The 18814-nt window shown below is 70.6% G+C and carries 19 protein-coding genes; 7 read left to right on the top strand and 12 right to left on the bottom strand.

The window, feature by feature from the left end; translation table 11 throughout:
* Window positions 1-2 precede the first annotated feature (2 nt).
* Genes I8E28_RS07815 through I8E28_RS07805 form a run of 3 tightly spaced genes read left to right on the top strand, consistent with a single transcriptional unit; the run spans window position 3 to window position 3008 of the window.
* Window positions 3-761: an SDR family NAD(P)-dependent oxidoreductase gene (locus I8E28_RS07815; protein ID WP_200787426.1), complete on the top strand. Its 759-nt coding sequence runs from the start codon at window positions 3-5 to the stop codon at window positions 759-761.
* Window positions 754-1698 carry an ABC transporter ATP-binding protein gene (locus I8E28_RS07810; RefSeq protein ID WP_200787425.1) on the top strand — a complete coding sequence of 315 codons (945 nt, stop codon included), beginning with the start codon at window positions 754-756 and terminating at the stop codon, window positions 1696-1698. Before I8E28_RS07815 ends, I8E28_RS07810 begins: the two co-directional genes overlap by 8 nt.
* Window positions 1695-3008, top strand: coding sequence for a hypothetical protein (locus tag I8E28_RS07805; RefSeq protein ID WP_200787424.1), 1314 nt, complete (start codon window positions 1695-1697; stop codon window positions 3006-3008). Before I8E28_RS07810 ends, I8E28_RS07805 begins: the two co-directional genes overlap by 4 nt.
* Here I8E28_RS07805 and I8E28_RS07800 read toward each other — a convergent pair.
* From I8E28_RS07800 to egtB, 5 genes are all read right to left on the bottom strand, one after another.
* The gene (locus I8E28_RS07800; protein ID WP_200787423.1) at window positions 3005-4990 is read right to left on the bottom strand and encodes a S9 family peptidase; all 1986 of its coding nucleotides are present in this window, start codon (window positions 4988-4990) and stop codon (window positions 3005-3007) included. The genes I8E28_RS07805 and I8E28_RS07800 overlap by 4 nt on opposite strands.
* 82 nt (window positions 4991-5072) lie before the next feature.
* A complete protein-coding gene (locus tag I8E28_RS07795) occupies window positions 5073-5801 on the bottom strand; it encodes a 2OG-Fe dioxygenase family protein (protein ID WP_200787422.1) in 729 nt (242 codons plus the stop codon).
* 155 nt (window positions 5802-5956) lie between these two features.
* Window positions 5957-6238, bottom strand: a complete 282-nt coding sequence (locus tag I8E28_RS07790) for a DUF427 domain-containing protein (protein ID WP_200787421.1) — start codon at window positions 6236-6238, stop codon at window positions 5957-5959.
* Window positions 6239-6254: 16 nt separating this feature from the next.
* Window positions 6255-7226, bottom strand: a complete 972-nt coding sequence (egtD, locus tag I8E28_RS07785) for an L-histidine N(alpha)-methyltransferase (protein WP_200787420.1) — start codon at window positions 7224-7226, stop codon at window positions 6255-6257.
* Entirely contained in the window at window positions 7223-8422 is a 1200-nt protein-coding gene (gene egtB / locus I8E28_RS07780; RefSeq protein ID WP_207794107.1) for an ergothioneine biosynthesis protein EgtB, read from the bottom strand. Before egtB ends, egtD begins: the two co-directional genes overlap by 4 nt.
* 197 nt (window positions 8423-8619) lie before the next feature.
* Here egtB and I8E28_RS07775 point away from each other — a divergent pair, with 197 nt between their 5' ends.
* Window positions 8620-9657 (top strand): NADP-dependent oxidoreductase, encoded by a 1038-nt coding sequence (locus I8E28_RS07775; RefSeq protein ID WP_200787418.1) that lies wholly within the window; start codon window positions 8620-8622, stop codon window positions 9655-9657.
* Between the two features lie 231 nt (window positions 9658-9888).
* Entirely contained in the window at window positions 9889-11214 is a 1326-nt protein-coding gene (locus I8E28_RS07770) for an erythromycin esterase family protein (RefSeq protein ID WP_200787417.1), read from the top strand.
* 109 nt (window positions 11215-11323) lie between these two features.
* Here the strand turns inward: I8E28_RS07770 and I8E28_RS07765 are convergent, their stop codons facing one another.
* Genes I8E28_RS07765 through I8E28_RS07755 form a run of 3 tightly spaced genes read right to left on the bottom strand, consistent with a single transcriptional unit; the run spans window position 11324 to window position 13799 of the window.
* A complete protein-coding gene (locus I8E28_RS07765; protein ID WP_200787416.1) occupies window positions 11324-11836 on the bottom strand; it encodes a cupin domain-containing protein in 513 nt (170 codons plus the stop codon).
* A gap of 36 nt (window positions 11837-11872) precedes the next feature.
* Window positions 11873-12595, bottom strand: a complete 723-nt coding sequence (locus tag I8E28_RS07760) for a ferritin-like domain-containing protein (protein WP_200787415.1) — start codon at window positions 12593-12595, stop codon at window positions 11873-11875.
* A 19-nt stretch (window positions 12596-12614) separates the two neighbouring features.
* Entirely contained in the window at window positions 12615-13799 is a 1185-nt protein-coding gene (locus tag I8E28_RS07755; RefSeq protein WP_200787414.1) for a hypothetical protein, read from the bottom strand.
* A 132-nt stretch (window positions 13800-13931) separates the two neighbouring features.
* On the opposite strand from I8E28_RS07755, the gene I8E28_RS07750 reads away from it, so the two are divergent.
* On the top strand, window positions 13932-14309 hold the full coding sequence (locus I8E28_RS07750) for a GxxExxY protein (RefSeq protein ID WP_200787413.1): 378 nt from the start codon (window positions 13932-13934) through the stop codon (window positions 14307-14309).
* 64 nt (window positions 14310-14373) lie between these two features.
* Here the strand turns inward: I8E28_RS07750 and I8E28_RS07745 are convergent, their stop codons facing one another.
* Window positions 14374-15393, bottom strand: a complete 1020-nt coding sequence (locus tag I8E28_RS07745; RefSeq protein WP_200787412.1) for a methionine synthase — start codon at window positions 15391-15393, stop codon at window positions 14374-14376.
* Window positions 15394-15421: 28 nt separating this feature from the next.
* Window positions 15422-16429: an LLM class flavin-dependent oxidoreductase gene (locus I8E28_RS07740; RefSeq protein ID WP_200787411.1), complete on the bottom strand. Its 1008-nt coding sequence runs from the start codon at window positions 16427-16429 to the stop codon at window positions 15422-15424.
* Between the two features lie 58 nt (window positions 16430-16487).
* Here I8E28_RS07740 and I8E28_RS07735 point away from each other — a divergent pair, with 58 nt between their 5' ends.
* Window positions 16488-17822 (top strand): NAD(P)/FAD-dependent oxidoreductase, encoded by a 1335-nt coding sequence (locus I8E28_RS07735; RefSeq protein WP_200787410.1) that lies wholly within the window; start codon window positions 16488-16490, stop codon window positions 17820-17822.
* Here I8E28_RS07735 and I8E28_RS07730 read toward each other — a convergent pair whose 3' ends face one another.
* Complete coding sequence (locus I8E28_RS07730; RefSeq protein ID WP_200787409.1) at window positions 17823-18368, bottom strand: GNAT family N-acetyltransferase; 546 nt, start codon at window positions 18366-18368, stop codon at window positions 17823-17825.
* A complete protein-coding gene (locus I8E28_RS07725) occupies window positions 18365-18769 on the bottom strand; it encodes an FKBP-type peptidyl-prolyl cis-trans isomerase (protein ID WP_200787408.1) in 405 nt (134 codons plus the stop codon). Before I8E28_RS07725 ends, I8E28_RS07730 begins: the two co-directional genes overlap by 4 nt.
* Window positions 18770-18814: the final 45 nt, after the last annotated feature.

Here is an 18814-nt window from a genome sequence, read left to right as displayed (position 1 = left end):
GGATGACCACGCCCCTGACCATCCTCACCGGCGCCTCGCGCGGCATGGGCCTCGCGATGGCCGAACAGCTGCTGGACGCCGGCCACGACCTGCTGTGCATCTCGCGCAAGACCAACGATGCGCTCGAGGAGCGCGCGCGATCGCTGGGGCGCAAGCTGGTGCAGTGGCCCCAGGACCTTGCGCGCACCGACGCCGCCGCCGCCAAGCTGGAGACCTGGATCGCCTCGCGCGACGCAGCCAGCATCGCGAGCGCCACCCTGATCAACAACGCCGGCGTGGTCCCCACCATCGCCCCGGTCGACGCCATCTCGGCGGCCGACCTGGTGCAGGCGCTGCGCGTCGACCTCGAGGCGCCCATGCTGCTGGCCAGCGCCTTCCTGCGCGCCACCGCATCGTGGACCTGCCCGCGCAAGGTCCTGAACATCTCCTCCGGCCTGGGCCGCCGCGCGATGGCGTCGCAGGCCGTGTACTGCGCGGGCAAGGCAGGGCTGGACCACTTCACGCGCTGCCTCGCGCTCGAGCAGGCACAGCAGCGAAACGGCGCCAAGGTGTGCTCGCTCGCGCCCGGCGTGATCGACACCGACATGCAGGTGCAGATGCGCGGCGCCGATCCTTCGCAGTTCCCCGATGTCGGCACCTTCCAGGGCCTGAAGGCGCAGGGCCAGCTGACGTCGGCGCAGGACGCGGCGCGCCGGGTGCTCGCGTACCTGGCCCGTCCGGACTTCGGGACCAACGCCATCGGCGACGTGCGCGATGCGTGACGGCGCCGTCATCACCGTCGACGGCCTCGTCTTCGACTACCCGGGCAAGCGGGCGCTGCGTGGCGTCGACATCGCGGTCCCGCGCGGCGCGGTCCTCGCGCTCGTGGGGCCGAACGGCGCCGGCAAGAGCACGCTGATGCGCGTCATCGCCGGCCTCGACGAGCCGGTGGAGGGCCGCGTGCAGGTGTGCGGCATCAGCGTGCTGGACGAGCCGCGGCAGGCGCAGCGCCACCTCGGCTACCTGAGCGACTTCTTCGGCCTGTACGACGAGCTCACCGTGCGCCAGTGCCTGGTGCACGCGGCGTCGGTGCGGGCCATGCGTGGCGCCAGCGCGCAGGCGGCCGTGACGCAGGCAGCGCGCCGCGTCGGTCTCGCCGACCGCCTCGACGTGCGCGCCGGCGCGCTGTCGCGCGGCTTGCGCCAGCGCCTGGCGATCGCGCAGGCCATCGTGCATTCGCCCGACGTCATCCTGCTCGACGAACCGGCGTCGGGCCTCGACCCCGAAGCGCGCGCCAGCTTGTCAGGCCTGTTCCGCGAGCTGCGCGCACAGGGCCACACGCTGGTCGTGTCCTCGCACATCCTCGCGGAGCTGGAGGAGTACTCGACCCACATGCTCGCCATCCGCGATGGCCGCGTGTCCGACTTCGTCGAGCTCGGCGGGCACGTGCAGGCCGGCGTGCAGCGCCTGCGCATCCGCCTCGCCGGTGCGTGGCAATCGCCGCCCGGTTTCTGGGAAGCGCAAGGCGCCGGCCTGCGCGACCGCGGCGACCCGTTGCTGCTCACCGTCGACATGCCCGGCCAGGATGCGGGCGCCGCGCGCCTGCTGAAGGCCCTGGTGGAGGCCGGCGCGCCCGTCGCCGAATGCACCGTCATGCGCGAGAGCCTGCAGGACACCTACCTGCGCAGCGCGCGCGTGCCGGAAGGGAGCCCCGCATGAACCCCGAAATCCGCCGCTACGCCTGGCTCGACCTCGGCTGGCACCGGCTCGTCATCGCGCCGCTCGTGCTCGCCACGCTGGCGGCCATCCCGCTCGTGGCGGCAAGGAGCCCGTCGAAGGCGCTCGCGTGGGGCGCCGCCGGCCTCTTCCTGGCCGTGACGCTGGGCTGGGGCACGATGCGCGCGCTGGCCAGCGTGTCCGAGGAAGCGCGCGAGCGCACGTGGGACTTCCAGCGCATGTCGGCGTCGACCGCCGCCGAGCTCGCGCTGGGCAAGGTGTTCGGCGCGCCCGTGTTCCAGTGGTATGTGGGCGCCTGGTGCCTCGCGGTGTTCCTGATCGCGGGCCTGCAGGCGCGGCTGCCCAACGTCGCGGCGTTCACCGTGGCGATGCTCGGCGGCGCCGTGCTGCTGCACGCGCTGGGCGTCGCGCTGTCGGCCGCCGGCTCGCATCTACAAGTGGGCCAGCGTGCACGCCGCGGCGGGGCCGTCGTCGTCTTCATCGGGCTGCTGCAGATGGCCCCGATGGCCTTGATGCTGCTGGCCGACCGGCAGCGCGCGCTGGTGCGCTGGTGGGGCTTGCTGCTCTCCGTGGAAACCTTCGCCGCGCTGTCGATGGTGCTGTTCGCTGGGTGGGCCGTGCTGGCGGCGTGGCGCGCCCTGTCGCGCGAACTGCGCGAGCCGGTGCAGCCCTGGGCCTGGCCGGCCTTTGCTGCCTTCGCGGCGCTGTGGTGGGCGGGCCTGTCGACGCCCACCCACGACCGCGTCACCACCGGCGAAGCGCTCGGCCTCGCGGCCGCGATCCTCGTGCTCGCCACGTACGTCTCGGCGGTCGTGGACCCGCTGACGCCGGTCAGCCTGGCGCGCACGCTGCGCGCGTGGCGGCCCGGCGCGGCGCGCTGGCAGCACCGCATTCCGGATTGGCTGCTGCATGGCGCGCTGGCCGTCATCGTTGGCGCTGCGGCGTTCGCCTTCGCATTGCCGGGCCAGGTCCTCGCGTCCGCCCTGCTGGTGGCCGCGTGCCTCGCGCTGCGCGACGCGGCGATCGTCGGCTGCTTCGGACTGCTCACGCCGCTGCGCAACCCGGTCGGCCGCGCGATCTTCTACATCGCGCTGGCCGACCTGCTGCTGCCGTTCGTGCTGGTGACGTTCGGCCTGCCGGAGGTCGCGCGCCTGGTGTTCCCGGTGCTGGCCTTGCCTGACCCTGGCCCGGGCACAGCAGCGGCCATCGCTGCCGTGCAGGCGGCGCTGGCGCTCGGCGCGCTGGTGCTCGCCGCGAAGCACGTGCGCCGGCTCGAACCGGCTGCTGCCTAGCTCTCGGAGACTTCCTCGCGCTGCTCGGCTTTCGCCGCCGGCGCGGGGCGTTCGCACCAGCGTGCAAGCCAATCCATGATGCGTTCGCACGCATCGCGGCGCATCGAGGGCGCGCCGTCGCTCAGGAAGTGGTGGTCGCCGCCCGGGTACAGCACCAGTTCCGCCGGCGTGTCGCCCGCGCGCATGAGGCTGACGAACATCTCCTCGGACTGGCACTTGGGGCAGCGCTCGTCGTCTTTGCCCTGCAGGAACAGCACCGGCGTCTTCGACTTCTCGATGTGCTGCAGCGGCGACAGCTCGCGCGCGCGGTGGCGATCGAACCGCGGCTTGCTGCCCACGTACAGCGGGTCCGCGTAGTAGCCGCCGTCGGAGGTGCCGTAGTGGGTCTCGATGTTGCCGACCGGCGCCATCACCACCGCGGAGCGGAACAACTGCGTGTGGCCGACCGCCCACGCGCTGAGGAAGCCTCCATACGACTTGCCGACGATGCCCACGCGCTTGTCGCACGTGCCGTCGTCCTGCAGTTGCCGCACGACCTCCAGGTGCTGCGGCAGGTCGAGTTCGCCCCAGCGGCCGTTCAGGCGTTCGCAGAATTCGCGGCCCTGGCTGGCGGAGCCGACCGTGTTGAGCGCCAGGATCGCCCAGCCGCGCGAGCACAGCACCTGCCAGTACACGTTGGTTTCGAAGTCCAGCAGCGCGTAGCTCGCCGGGCCGCCGTGCACGTCGTCCACCAGCGGCTGCGGGCCTTGCACGTCACGCGCCCGGATCAGCCAGCCTTCGATCGTCTCGCGGCCACCCTCGCCGTCCGGCACGGTGAACTCGCGGTGCTCCGCCACCAGCGGCGTGCGCTCGCGCCACCAGGGGTTGAAGTCGCTCAGCCGCCGCTCGTGCTGGCCGTCGGCTTCGCACGTCCACAGCTCGTTCGGTTCCGCCGGATGGTCGACGCTGAACACGAAGCGCTCGCCGTCGCCGCAGAACGCGCCGAACTGGCGCTCGCCGGCCACGAGCACCTGCAGCTCGCCGCCGGCCGCCGGGATCGCGCACACCTCGTGGCAGCCGTGCCAGGCGCGGGTGAAGACCACGCGCTCGCCATCCGCCGACCAGTGCACCGACATGCCGTCGGCCACCTCGAGGTTGTCGTCGCCCAGCTGGCTCATGCGGCCGGTGGCGGCATCGAGCACGTACAGCGCGTTCTGCGCACTGCCCTCCTGCTGCGCGGCGGCGAAGGCGAGTTTCGAGCCATCCGGCGACCACGACGGCTGCAGCACGGTGGCGAAGTCACGCGTGAGCTGGCGCGCGCGGCCGCCGTCGGCGTCGCAGAGCCACAGGTCGGTGCGGTGCGCGAAGCGGCCTTCGCGCGTGCGGCCATACGCGACCTGCCGGCCGTCGGGCGACGGCACGAAGCTGAAGACGTCGAAGTTGCCGTCGGTGAGCTGCTCGTGGTCGCCCTTCTCCACATCGATGCGGAACAGGTGGATCTCGCGCCGCAGCAGGTAGCCCATGCCGTCGGACTTGTAGGGCAGCTTCCACGCGACTTCGGGCGTGGTCGGCCCGGAGGCGCCCGCCGGGCCGCGCTTGCCATGCCGGTCCGGGTCGACGCTCACCGCGGCGGTGACGAGCAGGCTCTTGCCATCGGTTGCCCAGCGCAGCGACGACACGGCGCCGGGCAACTGGCCGCACTGGCGCACGCCGCTGCCGTCGGGATCGATCAGATGCACCTGCATCGACCCGCTGGCGCTGGACAGGAACGCGATGCGGTCGCCCTGCGGCGACCAGCGCGGCGATTGCCCGGAGCCGTCGCCACCGAGTTGCTGCGGCGCGCCGCCGTCCAGCGGCAGCAGCCAGAGCGTCTGGCGGTAGCTGTCCTGCGCACGGTCGACGGACCGGACGGTGCACACCGCGGCCGGCGCGGCGGCGGTGCAGTGCACGTCGACCACCTTGCGGTGCAGTTCCAGGTCGGAAGTCTCGAAAGGTCTGGTCATGTGCCGACGCTACGGCCGGCGGCGCAGGCGTGGTGTGCGACGGCGCAGATGTCCGCCGTCGGTGCCTTCCGAACCGGATGGCTCAGCCGCCCTGGAAGCCGCCGGCGCGGTACGTGAGCACCAGCGTGTCGCGGTGCCCGCCGGGCTCGCTCGGCTGGATTGGCGTGGTCTCGTGCACGACACGCTCGTCGTCCAGCAGCAGCACGCTCCACGGCTCGGCCAGCGTGAAGCGCTGGCCCGCGGGGCCGTCGGCGTCGAACACGCGAGTCTCGCCGCCCTTGATGCCCGTGCGGTCGACCAGGAACACCGCGACCAGGTCGACGCCGTCACGGTGCGCGCCTTCCGGCGTCGGGCGACCGATGCCGTCGGTGGTGTCGATGCGGAACTGGTGCGCCTCGATGAACCAGGGCTGCGCGCCGCGCAGGCCCGACGCGATGCCGGCCAGTGCGAGCAGCAGCCCGGACCAGGCCGGCTGCGCGACGACGTCCGGCTGCATCGGCTCGAACCAGCGCTGCATGCCGCCGTGCAGCGCGTTGTATTCGACGGGCTGCCAGTGCGCGCGGTGCGGCGCCTGCTCGAGCCTGCCGCCCTCGGCCACGAAGCAGGAATGGCGGCGCCGGCGGTACCGTCCGCCGTCCTTCAGGTAGGTGTCGGGCGGCAGGTCGTCCCACGACGGCGCCAGCGCCTGCAGGTGCGGCAGCGGGCGGCCCGCGAGCTCGGCCACGCCGGGCGGGCTGACGGCCGCGAAGCCGCGCGATCGCAGCAGGGCCGGGACCTCGGCGGCGGCGCAATACGGGGGTGGCAGCAGCATGCGCCGAGCTTACCGCTGCGGGCAGGCCGGTCGCCGCGAAGGCGCTCTCCGTCATTCCCCGTGGAGGCGGGAATCCACCGCTTCCGCCCCGGGGCGCTTGATGGAAACGATGGGTCCCCGCCTCCGCGGGGACGACGGGAAAGTGTCCGCGCGGCCTACTCCCCGACCGTCACGCCCTTCCAGAACGCCACTCGCCCGCGGACCATCTCGGCTTCGGGCTTGGGGTCCGGGTAGTACCAGACCGCGTCCGGGTTCATCTCGCCGTTGACCAGCAGCGAGTAGTAGCTGGCCTGCCCCTTCCACGGGCAGCTGGTCTTGTGGTTCGAGAAGGTGACGTACTTGCGGTCGAGCGCCGCTTCGGGGAAGTAGTGGTTGCCCTCCACCAGCACCGTGTCGTCGCTCTGCGCGAGCACGACGCCATTCCAGCTTGCCTTCATCCTTGGTCCTCGTCCTTCAATCCGGTGCGTGCAGCCAGTGCACGCTGAACAGGTGGTCCGGGTCGGTCCACACCGGGCCCGGCGTGAAGCCGGCTTCGCGCGCCAGGCGGCGCAGTCCTTCGACACCGAACTTGTACGAATTCTCCGTGTGCAACGCCTGCCCTTCCTCCAGGAGGTACGGGCGGCCGCCCACGTGCACCTGCTGGCGCGCGCGGCTGACCAGGTGCATCTCGATGCGCCGCTCGGCCGCGTTGTAGAACGCGCTGTGCCAGAAGCGGTCCAGGTCGAAGTCGGTGCCGATCTCGCGGTTGGCACGCGCGAGCAGGTTCAGGTTGAACTCGGCCGTCACCCCTTGCGCGTCGTTGTATGCGGCATGCAGCACCGCCGGGTCCTTCACCAGGTCCGCCCCCAGCAGCAGGCCGCCGCCGCGCAGCAGCCGCGCCGCGCTGCGCAGGAAGTCCAGCGCCTCGGACGGCGTGAAGTTGCCGATGGTCGAACCGGGGAAGAAACCGACGCGGCGCGCGCCGGGCAACGGCGGCGGCAGGTGCACGACCTGCGTGTAGTCGCCTGCCAGGGGCAGCACCAGCAGGCCGGGATGCTCGCGCTCCAGCGCGGCCGCGGCCTGCTCCAGGTGCGCGCCGGAGATGTCGATCGGGATGAAGCGACGCGGCTGCAGGTCACGCAGGAGCAAGCGCACCTTGGTGCACGATCCGGCGCCGAATTCGACCAGGTCGCAGCCGGTGCCGATCTCGCGCGCGATGTCGGCGGCATGCGTGGCCAGGATCGACGTCTCGGTGCGCGTCGGGTAGTACTCGGGCAGCTCGCAGATCCGTTCGAACAGGCGCGAGCCGGCGTCGTCGTAGAAGTACTTGGGCGAGATCGAATGCGGCGGCTCCGCGAGGGCGCGTTGCAGGTCGCGCAGGAAAGGCGAAGCGGTGGCCTCGCTGCGCAGCACGTCGCGCAGCAGCGCGACCGTCGATCCATTCATGCACGTCCTTTCGCCAGCCGCAGGCCGGTGCACTGCCAGCGTGCGGCCGGCGGGAAGAAGTTGCGGTACGTCGGCCGCGCGTGGCCGCCCGGCGTGAAGGCGCTGCCGCCCCGCAGCACCAGTTGCCCGACCATGAACTTGCCGTTGTATTCACCGACCGCGCCCGCCAGGGGCTGGAAGCCGGGATAGGGGTCGTACGAGGAGCGGGTCCACTGCCATGCATGGCCCGTGCGCTGCAGGAAGCCCGGTGCTTCGCACAGCGCCTCCCATTCGAACTCGGTCGGCAGCCGGGCACCGGCCCACTCGGCAAAGGCCGTGGCTTCATAGAAGCTCAGGTGCGTGACGGGCGCGGCCGCATCGAGCGGGCGCACGCCCTGCGCGCCGAACACCTGCCATTGATCCGACGGCGCGCGTGCGCCACCGGGCGCCAGCCAGTAGGCCGGCGCGATCCAGCCCTGCTGCTGCACCGCCGCCCAGCCATCGGACAGCCACAACGACGCACGCGCATAGCCGCCGTCCTCGATGAATTGCTGGTACTCGCCGCAGGTGACGAGCCGGTCGGCGATCGCGAACGGCTGCAGCCACACGCGGTGCCGCGGCGTTTCGTTGTCGAACGCGAAACCGTCGCCTTCGTGCCCGACGTCGACGGGCCCGCCGTCATGCTCCAGCCAGCGCAGGGCCGGCGTGCTCGGCGCGAGCCGCAGCGCCGGCGTGTCGTGCGGCTGCCAGGCCGGCAGCAGCGGATTGCAGCTGAACGCATGCAGGATGTCGGTGGCCAGCAGTTCCTGGTGCTGCTGCTCGTGCTGCAGGCCCAGCTCGACGAGGTCGCGTGCGGCATCCCATTCCGCGGCCGGCGCGGTGAGGATGAACTGCTGCACCGCCTGGTCGACGTGCTCGCGGTACGCATGCACGTCCCCGAGCGACGGCCGCGTGAGCAAGCCGCGGCGGGGACGCGGATGGCGTGGCCCGAGCGACTCGTAGTAGCTGTTGAACAGGCGCGCGTACGCGGGATCGAAGCAGCGGTAGGCAGGATCGTGCGGGGCGAGCACCACGGCCTCGAAGAACCAGCTGGTGTGCGCGAGATGCCACTTGGTGGGACTGGCATCGGGCATGGACTGCACGCACTGGTCCTCGGGCGTGAGCGTGGAGGCGAGTGCCAGGCTGTGCGCGCGCACCTCGGCATGGCGCACGGCCAGCTGCTCGCGTCCGGTCGACGCGGCGGCATGGCGGTCGTGGAGTGTTTGGGTGACGGGCACGGATGGGCTCCTTCCTCGTAGGTCGGCGTCCTCGGCCGGTCATTACAGCACGCGTGCTCCGCATGCAGGGAAGGTGTCACCCGCGCTACCCTGCCCTGTCCAGGCCCCGCCTACGATGCAGCTGAAGAGGAGCTCCGATGACCACCGCCGCCATGAACCACCAGTTCCGTCTCGCCCGCCGCCCCATCGGCCTGCCCAACGCGGACGACTGGCAACGCACCACGGAGCCCGTGCCGGCCGCGCCCGAGGGCGGCGTGCTGGTGCAGACGCTCGCCCTCTCGCTCGACCCGGCCATGCGCGGCTGGATGAACGAAGGCAAGAGCTACATCCCGCCGGTGGGCATCGGCGAAGTGATGCGCGCGGGCGGCGTCGGCCGCGTGCTCGCGTCGTCGCATCCGAAGTTCGCGCAGGGCAGCCTGGTGTCGGGCGTGCTCGGCGTGCAGGAGTACGCCGCGTTCGACGCGGCCGGCATCAAGCGCGCGGGCCTGGTGCCCATCGACACGCGCCTGGGCACCGTCACGCAGTGGCTCAACGTACTGGGCATGCCGGGCATGACGGCTTACTTCGGCCTGCTCGACGTCGGCATGCCGCAACCGGGCCACACCGTGGTGGTGTCCGGGGCGGCCGGCGCCGTGGGCCAGACGGTGGGGCAGCTGGCGAAAATCAAGGGGTGCCGCGTGGTCGGCATCGCGGGCGGCACGGCCAAGTGCGACTGGGTGATGAACGAGCTCGGCTTCGACGCCTGCATCGACTACAAGGCCGGCAACGTGCGCGCGGGGCTGAAGCAGCACTGCCCGAACGGCGTCGACGTCTACTTCGACAACGTCGGCGGCGACATCCTCGACGAGGTGCTCGCGCGTCTGGCGATGAACGCGCGCATCGTGATCTGCGGCGCCATCAGCCAGTACAACAACACCACGCCGATCCAGGGACCGAAGAACTACCTGTCGCTGCTGGTGCACCGCGCGCGCATGCAGGGCATGGTGGTGTTCGACTACGCCAGCCGCTTCCCGCAGGCCGTGGCCGAGTTGTCCGGCTACCTGAAGGACGGCCGCCTGAAGAGCCGCGAGGACGTCGTGCAGGGCATCGACAACTTCCCCGACGCGCTGAACCGCCTGTTCAGCGGCGCCAACTTCGGCAAGCTCGTGCTGGGCGTCGCTCCGCTGGACGCCTGATCAGGGGACGACCATCTCGGTCAATGTGATCGCCAGCGTCGACAGCAGGACGATCGCGGCGACCAGCGCGACGACCACCACGCGCGTGACGTCGGCGTGCAGCAGCTGCTGGATGGACATGGCGGACTCCTGAGGTTGCACCAGTTCTAGGCTGGCTGGACGACCACCGCTGTAGGACGGCGCCGATGCCACCGGCGGGCGGCGGGGGCACGCGCCTTGCCCCGGTGGGGCATGGCTGCCTCGCGTGAGCCCGGCTTGCTCGACGACGTCCGGCGCCACGCGCGCCCGCTGCAAGGCATCCGTGCCGATGCAGCGCTCGTGCGCGCCGCCGCCGCGCATCGCCTCGTCCTCATCGGCGAAGCGAGCCATGGCACGCACGAGTTCTATGCGTTTCGCGCGGAGCTGACGCAGCAACTCGTCGAGCACCATGGCTGCCGCGCCGTCGTCATCGAAGGCGACTGGCCGGACACGTGGCGCGTGAACCGCTGGGTGCGTGGCCTGGACGGCGGCACGCCCGATGACGCCCTCGCCGGCTTCCAGCGTTTCCCGACCTGGATGTGGCGCAACACGGTCATGCGCGACTTCATCGTGTGGCTGCGCGCGTTCAACATGGGCCGCGCGCCTTGGGAACAGTGCGGCGTCTACGGCATGGACCTGTACAGCCTGTTCGGCTCGGTGAAGGCGGTCTTGCAGTACCTGGACCGCACCGACGCGGAAGCCGCGCGCCGCGCGCGCCGCCGGTATGCGTGCTTCGACCACTTCCAGCAGGACCTGCAGGCGTACGGCTACGCGGCCGGCTTCGGTGCCGGCCTCAGTTGCGAGAACGCGGTGCTCGCGCAGCTGCGGGACCTGATGGAGCAGCGAACGCCGGAAGACGACGATCCCGACGCGCTGTTCCACGCGCAGCAGAACGCGAAGCTGGTGCACGACGCCGAGCAGTACTACCGCAGCATGTTCCGCGGCCGCGCGTCGTCGTGGAACCTGCGCGACCTGCACATGGTCGACACGCTGCAGGCGCTGCAAGGCCACCTGCACGAACGCATGGGCTCGCCGCCGCGGATGGCGGTGTGGGCGCACAACTCGCACCTGGGCGACGCGAGCGCGACGCAGATGCATGACCAGGGCGAATGGAACGTCGGTGAACTGGTGCGCCAGCGCTGGGGCGAGGAGGCGTTCCTCATCGGCGCGACGACCTACGAAGGCACCGTGCGCGCCGCGTCGGAGTGGGACGAGCCCGGCGTGGCCAAGACCGTGCGGCCGGGGCTGGCGGGCAGCTGGGAAGCGCTGTTCCACGACACCGGCCTCGGCGACTTCGTGCTGGAGCCGCATGCCGATCCCCACCTGCGCCGCCTGCTGGACCTGCCCCTGCTGGAACGCGCGATCGGCGTGATCTACCTGCCCGAAAGCGAGCGCCATAGCCACTACTTCGACGCGCGCATCGGGATGCAGTTCGACGCCATTGTGCACCTGGACCAAACGCGCTCCCTGGAGCCGATCGCGGACTGCGTGGAGCCGGAAGGGGTGGAGGTGCCGGAGACTTACCCGGAGGGGACCTAGCGGCCCACGAATCGTCATTCCCGCGAAGGCGGGAATCCATCGCTTCCGCCTCCGCAGCTTCCGCAAGGAAGCGATGGGTCCCCGCCTCCGCGGGGACGACGGGGCTCGGCTAGACCCCGCCCGTCGGGTGCGTCGGGTCCACCCACAGCACCGTCTCGGGTTTTTCCACCGGTTCGATGTCGAGATTCACGGCGACGGCTTGACCGTCGCTGCGGCACAGGACGCACTCCAGCACCTCGGTGGGGCTGGCGTTGATCTCCTGGTGCGGGACGTAGGGCGGCACGTAGATGAAGTCGCCCGGGCCTGCTTCGGCGGTGAACTCGAGGTGGTCGCCCCAGCGCATGCGGGCGCGGCCCTTGACCACGTAGATCACGCTTTCCAGCGGCCCGTGGTGGTGCGCGCCGGTCTTCGCATTCGCGTGGATGGTGACCGTGCCTGCCCACAGCTTCTGCGCGCCGACGCGCGCGAACGTGATGGCGGCCTTGCGGTCCATGCCGGCCGTCGACGGGACGTTGGGATCCAGCTGGTTGGCCGGGATGACGCGCACGCCGTCGTGCTTCCAGCGTGCGTCGTCGTGGTGGTGATCGCCGGGGCCGTGCGGGTGGTCGTGGTCGTGCGCCATGCGGACGACCTTACACCAGCACGCCCCGGCCCGTCATCAGGTCGCTTCCTCGAGCACGGCCTGGCGCAGCCAGGCCTTGACCGTCGCGAGGTGCGTCTCCTCGGTCTGCAGCGCCACGGTGAAGCCTTGCGCCAGGTCCTTGTGGCCGGCGCCCTGCAGCAGCTCGATCAGCAGTTCCCAGCTCGCGTTGTCGGCCAGCTCGACGGCCAGCAGCGAGTTGAGCGCCTGCGCGATCGTCGTCCGCGGGTCGGTCAGCACCTGCAGGTGGCCGGACGCCATCACGCCGGCGACGTCGGCGCACGGCGTCATCGCGGTCGGATCCGCGCCGATCTGCTGCAGCGTCTTGCCCAGCAGCTCGAAGTGCGAACGCTCGTCGTCGCGGATGGCCGCCACGGCCTCGAGGTCGGGCGCGAAGCCCTCGCTGGCGCTGGCCACCTTCAGCAGGAAGGCCTCGTACAGGCGCACGCCGGTGCGCTCGTACGCGAGGCGCTCGCCCAGCTTGTCGATCAGCACCTGCGGCTTGTTGCCCTTGAGCGTGTCGAGCATCGTGGTCGCCATGCCCTTGATCCGCGCCGGCACCGGGACCGTGCCCACGCGATCAGCTTCCAGCGCGTGCACCTTGTGCAGCTCGGACCAGGCGGCGGTTTCGTTGGAGGCGCGCCCGGCCTGCTGCCGGGCGAAGGCGACGAGCTTCTCGCGCGACTTCGGGGCCATGTCGAGGCCGGTGCGGTTCATGCCGACGGAAACGGTGTTGTCCATGAGGGTCCTCCTTCTTCTCTCAGGCGGCCGACGGCTGGGCCGTGGCGGCGTTGCGATTGAGTTCGGTGCCGGGCATCCACTGGTACGCGGCCGACACGGCCTGCGAGGGCGAGCCCTGCGAGTTGAGCTGGTTGCGGTACTTCAGCGAGGACACGGCCTCGTCGTCCTCGTCCACGAACTGGGTGCCGTCCTTGCGCAGCTGCACCTCCGCCGCGAGCACCTTGCGGACGAACTCGCGCTGGCTGCTGAAGTCGATGCCGGGCGGCAGGCTGCCGTCGCCGAGCAGTTCGGCCGGATCGCGTTTCTCGAAGTCCTTGAACAGTTTCATGGCCACCTGCAGGTGCCCCAGCTCGTAATCGAGGAACCGCTCCCACAGCGCCTTGAGGCGCGGGTTCGGTTCCTGCTCGGCGCAAGCGGCGTAGTTCCACACCTCCATCGCCTCGTGCAGCACCAGCTTTTCCAGCGGCGATTCCTCGGGGTTGAGCATCGAGCCGTAGTGCGTGATGTGCTGCGACTCCACGCTCGCGATCTCGGCGTAGAGCATGCGGGCCACCGGGTCCGCGAAGATCGGCCCGATGTTCATGTAGTAGTCGTGCGTCTGGTACTCGCCGCCGACCAGCGTGATCGCATGCAGCTTCGTCGCCAGCGCGGCTTCGGCCGCGTACGGCTCCAGCAGGTCGTTCTCCGGCGCGCGGTGGTGGTCGATCGTCGGGCGCCCCGGCACCACGTCCGTGTAGCCCTGCAGGATGTTGTTGGCGTCCTTGCCTTCCAGCCGGTCGAGCAGCGCGGTGTAGCGGTACAGGTGGTCGAAGTCCTCGAGCAGGCCATAGCGGTAGCCCTGCGCCATGTAGGCGTCCGGCTCGAGTTGCGCGATGGACGCCGTCACTTCGATCGCGACCTGTTCGTACGCGATGGTCGTCTCCAGCGGCGAGTGGTCGGCCGACAGCAGCCAGTTGACCGCCGTCGCCTGGTGCTGCTCCGCCCGCAGCATCTGCGCGACCGGCACCCGTGCTTCGCGGTTGCAGCGCAAGAGCACTTGCTTGTAGCGCAGCGAATCGAGCTCGACGCCGTTCATGAGGATCACGCGGATGCGCGTGAACGCGTCGTCGTCGAGCTTGCTGATCGGCTTGCCCGCCAGCTCCTTCCACGTGAAGCGCTGCTTGTCCAGCGCCGTTCCGCGGTCCTTCAAGAGGTTGATGGCCATGGGGTCCCTTCTCGGTGGTTGGAAAAGTGAACTCCCGTGCGGGCAACGGGCGTGCCTGCCTCCTCCGAGGTGCGGAGGGAACTCCCTAACGCAGAGGACGCAGAAGAAGCGCAGAAGTCGCAGAAAGGAGTAATGGAAAGGGATGACCTGACCGCCCGCGTGATCGGAGCGGCTGTCGAAGTTCAGCGAGTTTTCGGCACCGGCTTGCTGGAAAGTGCCTATGCGGGAGCACTGGCGCTTGAGTTCGACTTGTGCGGCATCGCGTTCGAGCGCGAGGTCGCCATCGCGGCGACCTACAAGGGAGTTGCCGTCGGCCATGGATTCCGGGCCGACTTCGTCGTTGACCGCCGGCTGATCGTCGAACTGAAGACAGTGGACTTCGTCGCTACGGCTCACCGCGCGCAGCTACTGTCCTACCTGCGTCTTTCAGGGCTGCGGCTGGGTCTTCTGATCAACTTCCACCAATTCCCCGTTACCCAAGCCGTGCACCGCGTCATCAACAATAGCTGAAGACCTAGAAATCTTCTGCGCCTTCTGCGCTACTTCTGCGACTTCTGCGTTCGGGAGTCCGCCTTCAAGCGAAGCGCTCCCGCGCGAGCGCAGCACCAGCGGCCAAGGCTTGCAGTTTGCGAAGGGCCACCTCGCGGTCCATCGGCGCCATGCCGCAGTTCGTGCAAGGGATCAGCCGCTCCCGCGCCACGTACTGCAGCGCCTTGCCGATGGTGTCGGCGACCTGTTCCGGCGTTTCGACGACCTCGCTGGCGACGTCGATCACGCCGACCATCAAGTCCTTGCCCTCCAGCAGCTTCATCAGCTGCGGCGGCACGTGGGAGTGGTAGCACTCCAGGCTCACCTGGTGGATGCTGCTGCGGGCAAGCGCGGGGAACACCAGCTCGTACTGGCGCCACTCCTCGCCCAGCGTTTCCTTCCACTTGTTGTTCGCCTCGATCCCGTAGCCGTAGCAGATGTGCACGGCCGTCGTGCAGGTCAGGCCCTGCACGGCGCGCTCCAGCGCCTGCACGCCCCAGGCGGCGGCGTCTTTCATGTAGACGTTGAAGGCCGGTTCGTCAAACTGGATGATGTCCACGCCGTCGGCCTGCAGCGCCAGCGCCTCCTGGTTCAGCAATTCGGCGAACGCCATCGCCAACTTCACGCGGTCGCCGTAGTGCTTGTCGGCCACGGTGTCGACGATGGTCATCGGGCCCGGCATGGTGAACTTCAGCTTCTTCTTCGTGTGCGCGCGGGCGAGCTGTGCCTCGAATGCGTGCACCCGGCCCTTCAGCCGCAGCGGACCGACCACCTGCGGCACCATCGCGTCGTAGCGGTTGTCGCGGATCCCCATCTTCACCTTGTGCTCGAAGTCGATGCCCTCGACCTGCTCCAGGAACCCATGCACGAAATGCTGGCGCGACTGCTCGCCGTCGCCCACCACGTCCAGCCCCGCGTCCTCCTGCGCCTTGATCCACATCAGCGTGGCGTCGGCCTTGGCTTCGCGCAGCGCGTCGCCCGTGGCCTTCCACTGCGGCCACAGCTTGTGGGTCTCGGCCAGCCATCCGGGCTTGGGCAGGCTGCCGGCGATCGCGGTGGGGAACATGGGTGTCTCCTTGTCGTGTGGGAACCGGTCAGGCCAGGCCGCAGGCCGCGGCGAGCAATTCGTAGGAGCGGCGCTGCGCCGCGGGGTCCCAGGTCCAGGTGACCAGCGTGAGCTCGTCCACCTTCCAGCGGGACGCGAGGTTGTGCAGGCGCTGCGCGACGTCGTCCGGCGCGCCGACGATGGCGCGTTCGCGCAGCAGCCGCGCCTCCACTTCCTCGGCTTCGCTGTACGCACGCGGCGCCCGCTCGGGCGGCAGCAGCGGGCCGAAGCGGCCGGTGCGGCGGTCGATGCGCGCGCGCTCGCGGCTCTTGAACTGGTGCCAGGCTTCCTCGTCGGTCTCGGCGACCAGCGCGGACAGGCAGACCACGGCCATCGGCTCCTGCAGCACGCCGGGCCGGAACGTGGAGCGGTACAGGTCCAGCGCCTGCTCGCAGCCTTCACCGTCGGTGATGAAGTGCGCGAACGCGTACGGCAAGCCCAGGTGGCCGGCGAGTTGCGCGCCATACGCGGAGCTGCCCAGCATCCACAGCTGCGGCGCCGTCGACGTCACCGGCAGTGCCGCGATGCCGCGGCCTGGATGACCCTCGGGCAACTCCTCGCCGGTCACCCACGCCTTGAGTTCCAACACCTGCCGCGGGAAGTCCTCGGACGCCTGCAGGTCGGGATTGAGCAGGCGCGCGGTGCGCTGGTCGCTACCGGGCGCGCGGCCCACGCCCAGGTCGATGCGGCCAGGCGCCAGGGCATCGAGCACGCGGAACTGCTCGGCGACCTTGAACGGCGCGTAGTGCGGCAGCATGACGCCGGCACTGCCGATGCGGATGCGTTGCGTGCGGGCCGCGACCGCGGCCATCAGCACCTCCGGCGCGGTGCCTACCAGTGTGGGCAAGGCATGGTGTTCGCTGAGCCAGAAGCGGTGGTAGCCCCAGCGCTCGCAGTGTTCGGCGAGGGCCACGGTGTGGCGGATGGATTCGTCCTGCGGTCGGCCGGCGCGATTCACCGACTGGTCGAGCACGGACAGGCGAAGTGTCGACGGCATGCGGGCGAGCTTCGCACAGGCACGCCGCCGTGGCATGGGGGTTGCCGATAATCCCCGCATGGCACATCCGGCAGGTTCCGCGCCGCGCGCGCAGGTCGTCATCATCGGCTGCGGCTTCGGCGGGCTCGAGGCCACCAAGGCGCTGTGCGACGCGCCGGTGGACATCACGCTGGTCGACCGCACCAACCACCACCTGTTCCAGCCGCTGCTGTACCAGGTCGCGACGGCGGGCCTGTCCGCGCCCGCCATCGCGGCGCCCGTGCGGCACCTGTTCCGCAAGCAGGCCAACGTCACCAGCCTGCTGGCCGAGGTCGCATCGATCGACCCGGTGCAGCGCGTCGTGCACACCACCGACGACGGCACCCTGCCCTACGACCACCTCATCGTCGCCGCCGGCGCGACGCACAGCTACTTCGGCCGCGACGAGTGGGCCAGGTTCGCCCCCGGCCTGAAGACGCTGGACGACGCATTCGAGATCCGCCGCCGCGTGCTGCTGGCGTTCGAGAGCGCGGAGAAGGAACGTGATCCGCAACGGCGCGCCGACTGGCTCACCTTCGTCGTCATCGGTGGCGGGCCGACCGGGGTGGAGATGGCCGGCACGCTGGCGGAGATCGCGCGCCAGACGCTGCCCGGCGAATTCCGCCGCATCGATCCCGCCCAGGCCCGCATCCTGCTGCTCGAAGGCAGCCCGCGCGTGCTGCAGGCGATGCCCGAGGACCTGAGCGAGAAGGCCGCGCGCCAGCTGCGCAAGCTCGGCGTCGAAGTGCGCACCGGCTCGCGCGTCACCTCGATCGATGCGCACGGCCTGGACGTCACGCCGGCCGAAGGAGCACCGTACCGGCTGGCGAGCCGCTGCGTGATCTGGGCCGCGGGCGTGGCGGCATCGCCGCTGGGACGCCGACTTGCCGAGGCGACGGGTGCGCAGGTCGATCGCGCCGGCCGCGTGACGGTCGAACCCGACCTGTCGCTGCCCGGCCATCCCGAGATCAGCGTCGTCGGCGACCTGGCTGCCGCGCGCAGCCACGTGCCGGGCAAGGAACCGGCGCCGGTGCCGGGCGTGTCACCCGCGGCGAAGCAGATGGGCCGCGCCGCCGCGACGAACATCGTGCGGCGCCTGCGCGGCGAACCCACCGAGCCGTTCCGCTACCGCGACTACGGCAACCTCGCGACCATCGGCCGCAACGCCGGCGTCGTCGATCTCACCACGCCCTTCGGCCGCGTGAAGTTCAGCGGCTACCCGGCCTGGCTGTTCTGGCTGTTCGCGCACGTGTACTTCCTGATCGGCTTTCGCAACCGCATCGTCGTGCTGTTCGACTGGGCGTCGGCGTACTGGAGCCGGCAACGCTATGCGCGCGTGGTGACCGACATCGAGCCGGCCCCGACCGACGGCTGACTACGCGCGCCCGGGCAGCACGAGCCCGAACAACAAGGAGTCCACGGGCACGCCTTCGCGGATCTCGTGCTGCACGAGCCGGCCTTCGTCCTCCAGGCCAACCTTGCGCAGCACCGCGGCGGAGGCGGTGTTCCAGGCGAGGCAGCGCGCGACGATGCGCGTGAGGCCCAGGTCGCGCGTGCCCCAGTCGACCAAGGCCCGTGCCGCTTCGGTGGCGTAGCCCTGCGACCAATACGGCGTGCCGATCCAGTACCCGAGCTCGGCGCGCGCATGCACGGCGGAGATCGCCAGCAGGCTGGCGGCGCCGACCAGCTCCCCGGACGTGCGCAAGGTGACGGCGACCACCAGTTCGCGCCCCGCTTCAGCCAGCGACTCGTGGGACGCGATCCACTGCTCCGCGGCGCCGTCGGGATACGGATGCGGCACAGCGGCGGTGCCGCGCGCGATGCGCACGTCGCCCGCGAGCCGCTGCACGTCGGCGGCGTCCGCGGGGACGAAGGGCCGCAGCAGCAGCCGCTCGGTCTGCAGCGTCGGCCGCGGTGTCATCGGCCCTGGATCGCCAGCAGTTCGACGTCGAACAGCAGCGTCGCGCCCGGCGGGATCACGCCGCCCGCGCCGCGATCCCCGTAGGCGATCGATGCGGGGCACGTGAGCCGCGCCTTGCCGCCCACCTTCATCATCTGGACGCCCTCGGTCCAGCACCTGATCACGCGGTTCAGCGGGAATTCGGCCGGCTCCTTGCGCGCATACGAGCTGTCGAATTCCTTGCCGTCCGGCAGCGTGCCGCGGTAGTGCACGCGCACGGTGTCGGTGGCAGCGGGCGACGGCCCGGAGCCTTCACGCAGCGACTGGTAGACGAGGCCGGACGGGGTGGTCACCGGCGGCGCGAGGGGAGTCGCGCAGGCGACGACGAGGATGGCGGCGAGCAAGGGCAGCAGGCGGGTCATCGGACCATTGTGCCGCCAGGGACGGGCGGCAGCGACCAAGGATGG

It is taken from the genome of Ramlibacter algicola, assembly GCF_016641735.1.
Lineage (GTDB): Bacteria > Pseudomonadota > Gammaproteobacteria > Burkholderiales > Burkholderiaceae_C > Ramlibacter > Ramlibacter algicola.
This window is presented reverse-complemented; position numbering and strand designations above follow the sequence as displayed.

Bases quoted from the DNA above. Each gene is read 5' to 3' on its own strand.
- I8E28_RS07745 (WP_200787412.1), bottom strand. From the start codon at position 15,393: ATGTTCCCCACCGCGATCGCCGGCAGCCTGCCCAAGCCCGGATGGCTG.
- egtD (WP_200787420.1), bottom strand. From the start codon at position 7,226: ATGAATGGATCGACGGTCGCGCTGCTGCGCGACGTGCTGCGCAGCGAG.
- I8E28_RS07755 (WP_200787414.1), bottom strand. From the start codon at position 13,799: ATGGCCATCAACCTCTTGAAGGACCGCGGAACGGCGCTGGACAAGCAG.
- I8E28_RS07730 (WP_200787409.1), bottom strand. From the start codon at position 18,368: ATGACACCGCGGCCGACGCTGCAGACCGAGCGGCTGCTGCTGCGGCCC.
- I8E28_RS07810 (WP_200787425.1), top strand. From the start codon at position 754: ATGCGTGACGGCGCCGTCATCACCGTCGACGGCCTCGTCTTCGACTAC.
- I8E28_RS07750 (WP_200787413.1), top strand. From the start codon at position 13,932: ATGGAAAGGGATGACCTGACCGCCCGCGTGATCGGAGCGGCTGTCGAA.
- I8E28_RS07760 (WP_200787415.1), bottom strand. From the start codon at position 12,595: ATGGACAACACCGTTTCCGTCGGCATGAACCGCACCGGCCTCGACATG.
- I8E28_RS07775 (WP_200787418.1), top strand. From the start codon at position 8,620: ATGACCACCGCCGCCATGAACCACCAGTTCCGTCTCGCCCGCCGCCCC.
- I8E28_RS07805 (WP_200787424.1), top strand. From the start codon at position 1,695: ATGAACCCCGAAATCCGCCGCTACGCCTGGCTCGACCTCGGCTGGCAC.
- I8E28_RS07735 (WP_200787410.1), top strand. From the start codon at position 16,488: ATGGCACATCCGGCAGGTTCCGCGCCGCGCGCGCAGGTCGTCATCATC.
- I8E28_RS07725 (WP_200787408.1), bottom strand. From the start codon at position 18,769: ATGACCCGCCTGCTGCCCTTGCTCGCCGCCATCCTCGTCGTCGCCTGC.
- I8E28_RS07815 (WP_200787426.1), top strand. From the start codon at position 3: ATGACCACGCCCCTGACCATCCTCACCGGCGCCTCGCGCGGCATGGGC.
- I8E28_RS07740 (WP_200787411.1), bottom strand. From the start codon at position 16,429: ATGCCGTCGACACTTCGCCTGTCCGTGCTCGACCAGTCGGTGAATCGC.
- I8E28_RS07790 (WP_200787421.1), bottom strand. From the start codon at position 6,238: ATGAAGGCAAGCTGGAATGGCGTCGTGCTCGCGCAGAGCGACGACACG.
- I8E28_RS07765 (WP_200787416.1), bottom strand. From the start codon at position 11,836: ATGGCGCACGACCACGACCACCCGCACGGCCCCGGCGATCACCACCAC.
- I8E28_RS07795 (WP_200787422.1), bottom strand. From the start codon at position 5,801: ATGCTGCTGCCACCCCCGTATTGCGCCGCCGCCGAGGTCCCGGCCCTG.
- I8E28_RS07800 (WP_200787423.1), bottom strand. From the start codon at position 4,990: ATGACCAGACCTTTCGAGACTTCCGACCTGGAACTGCACCGCAAGGTG.
- I8E28_RS07770 (WP_200787417.1), top strand. From the start codon at position 9,889: ATGGCTGCCTCGCGTGAGCCCGGCTTGCTCGACGACGTCCGGCGCCAC.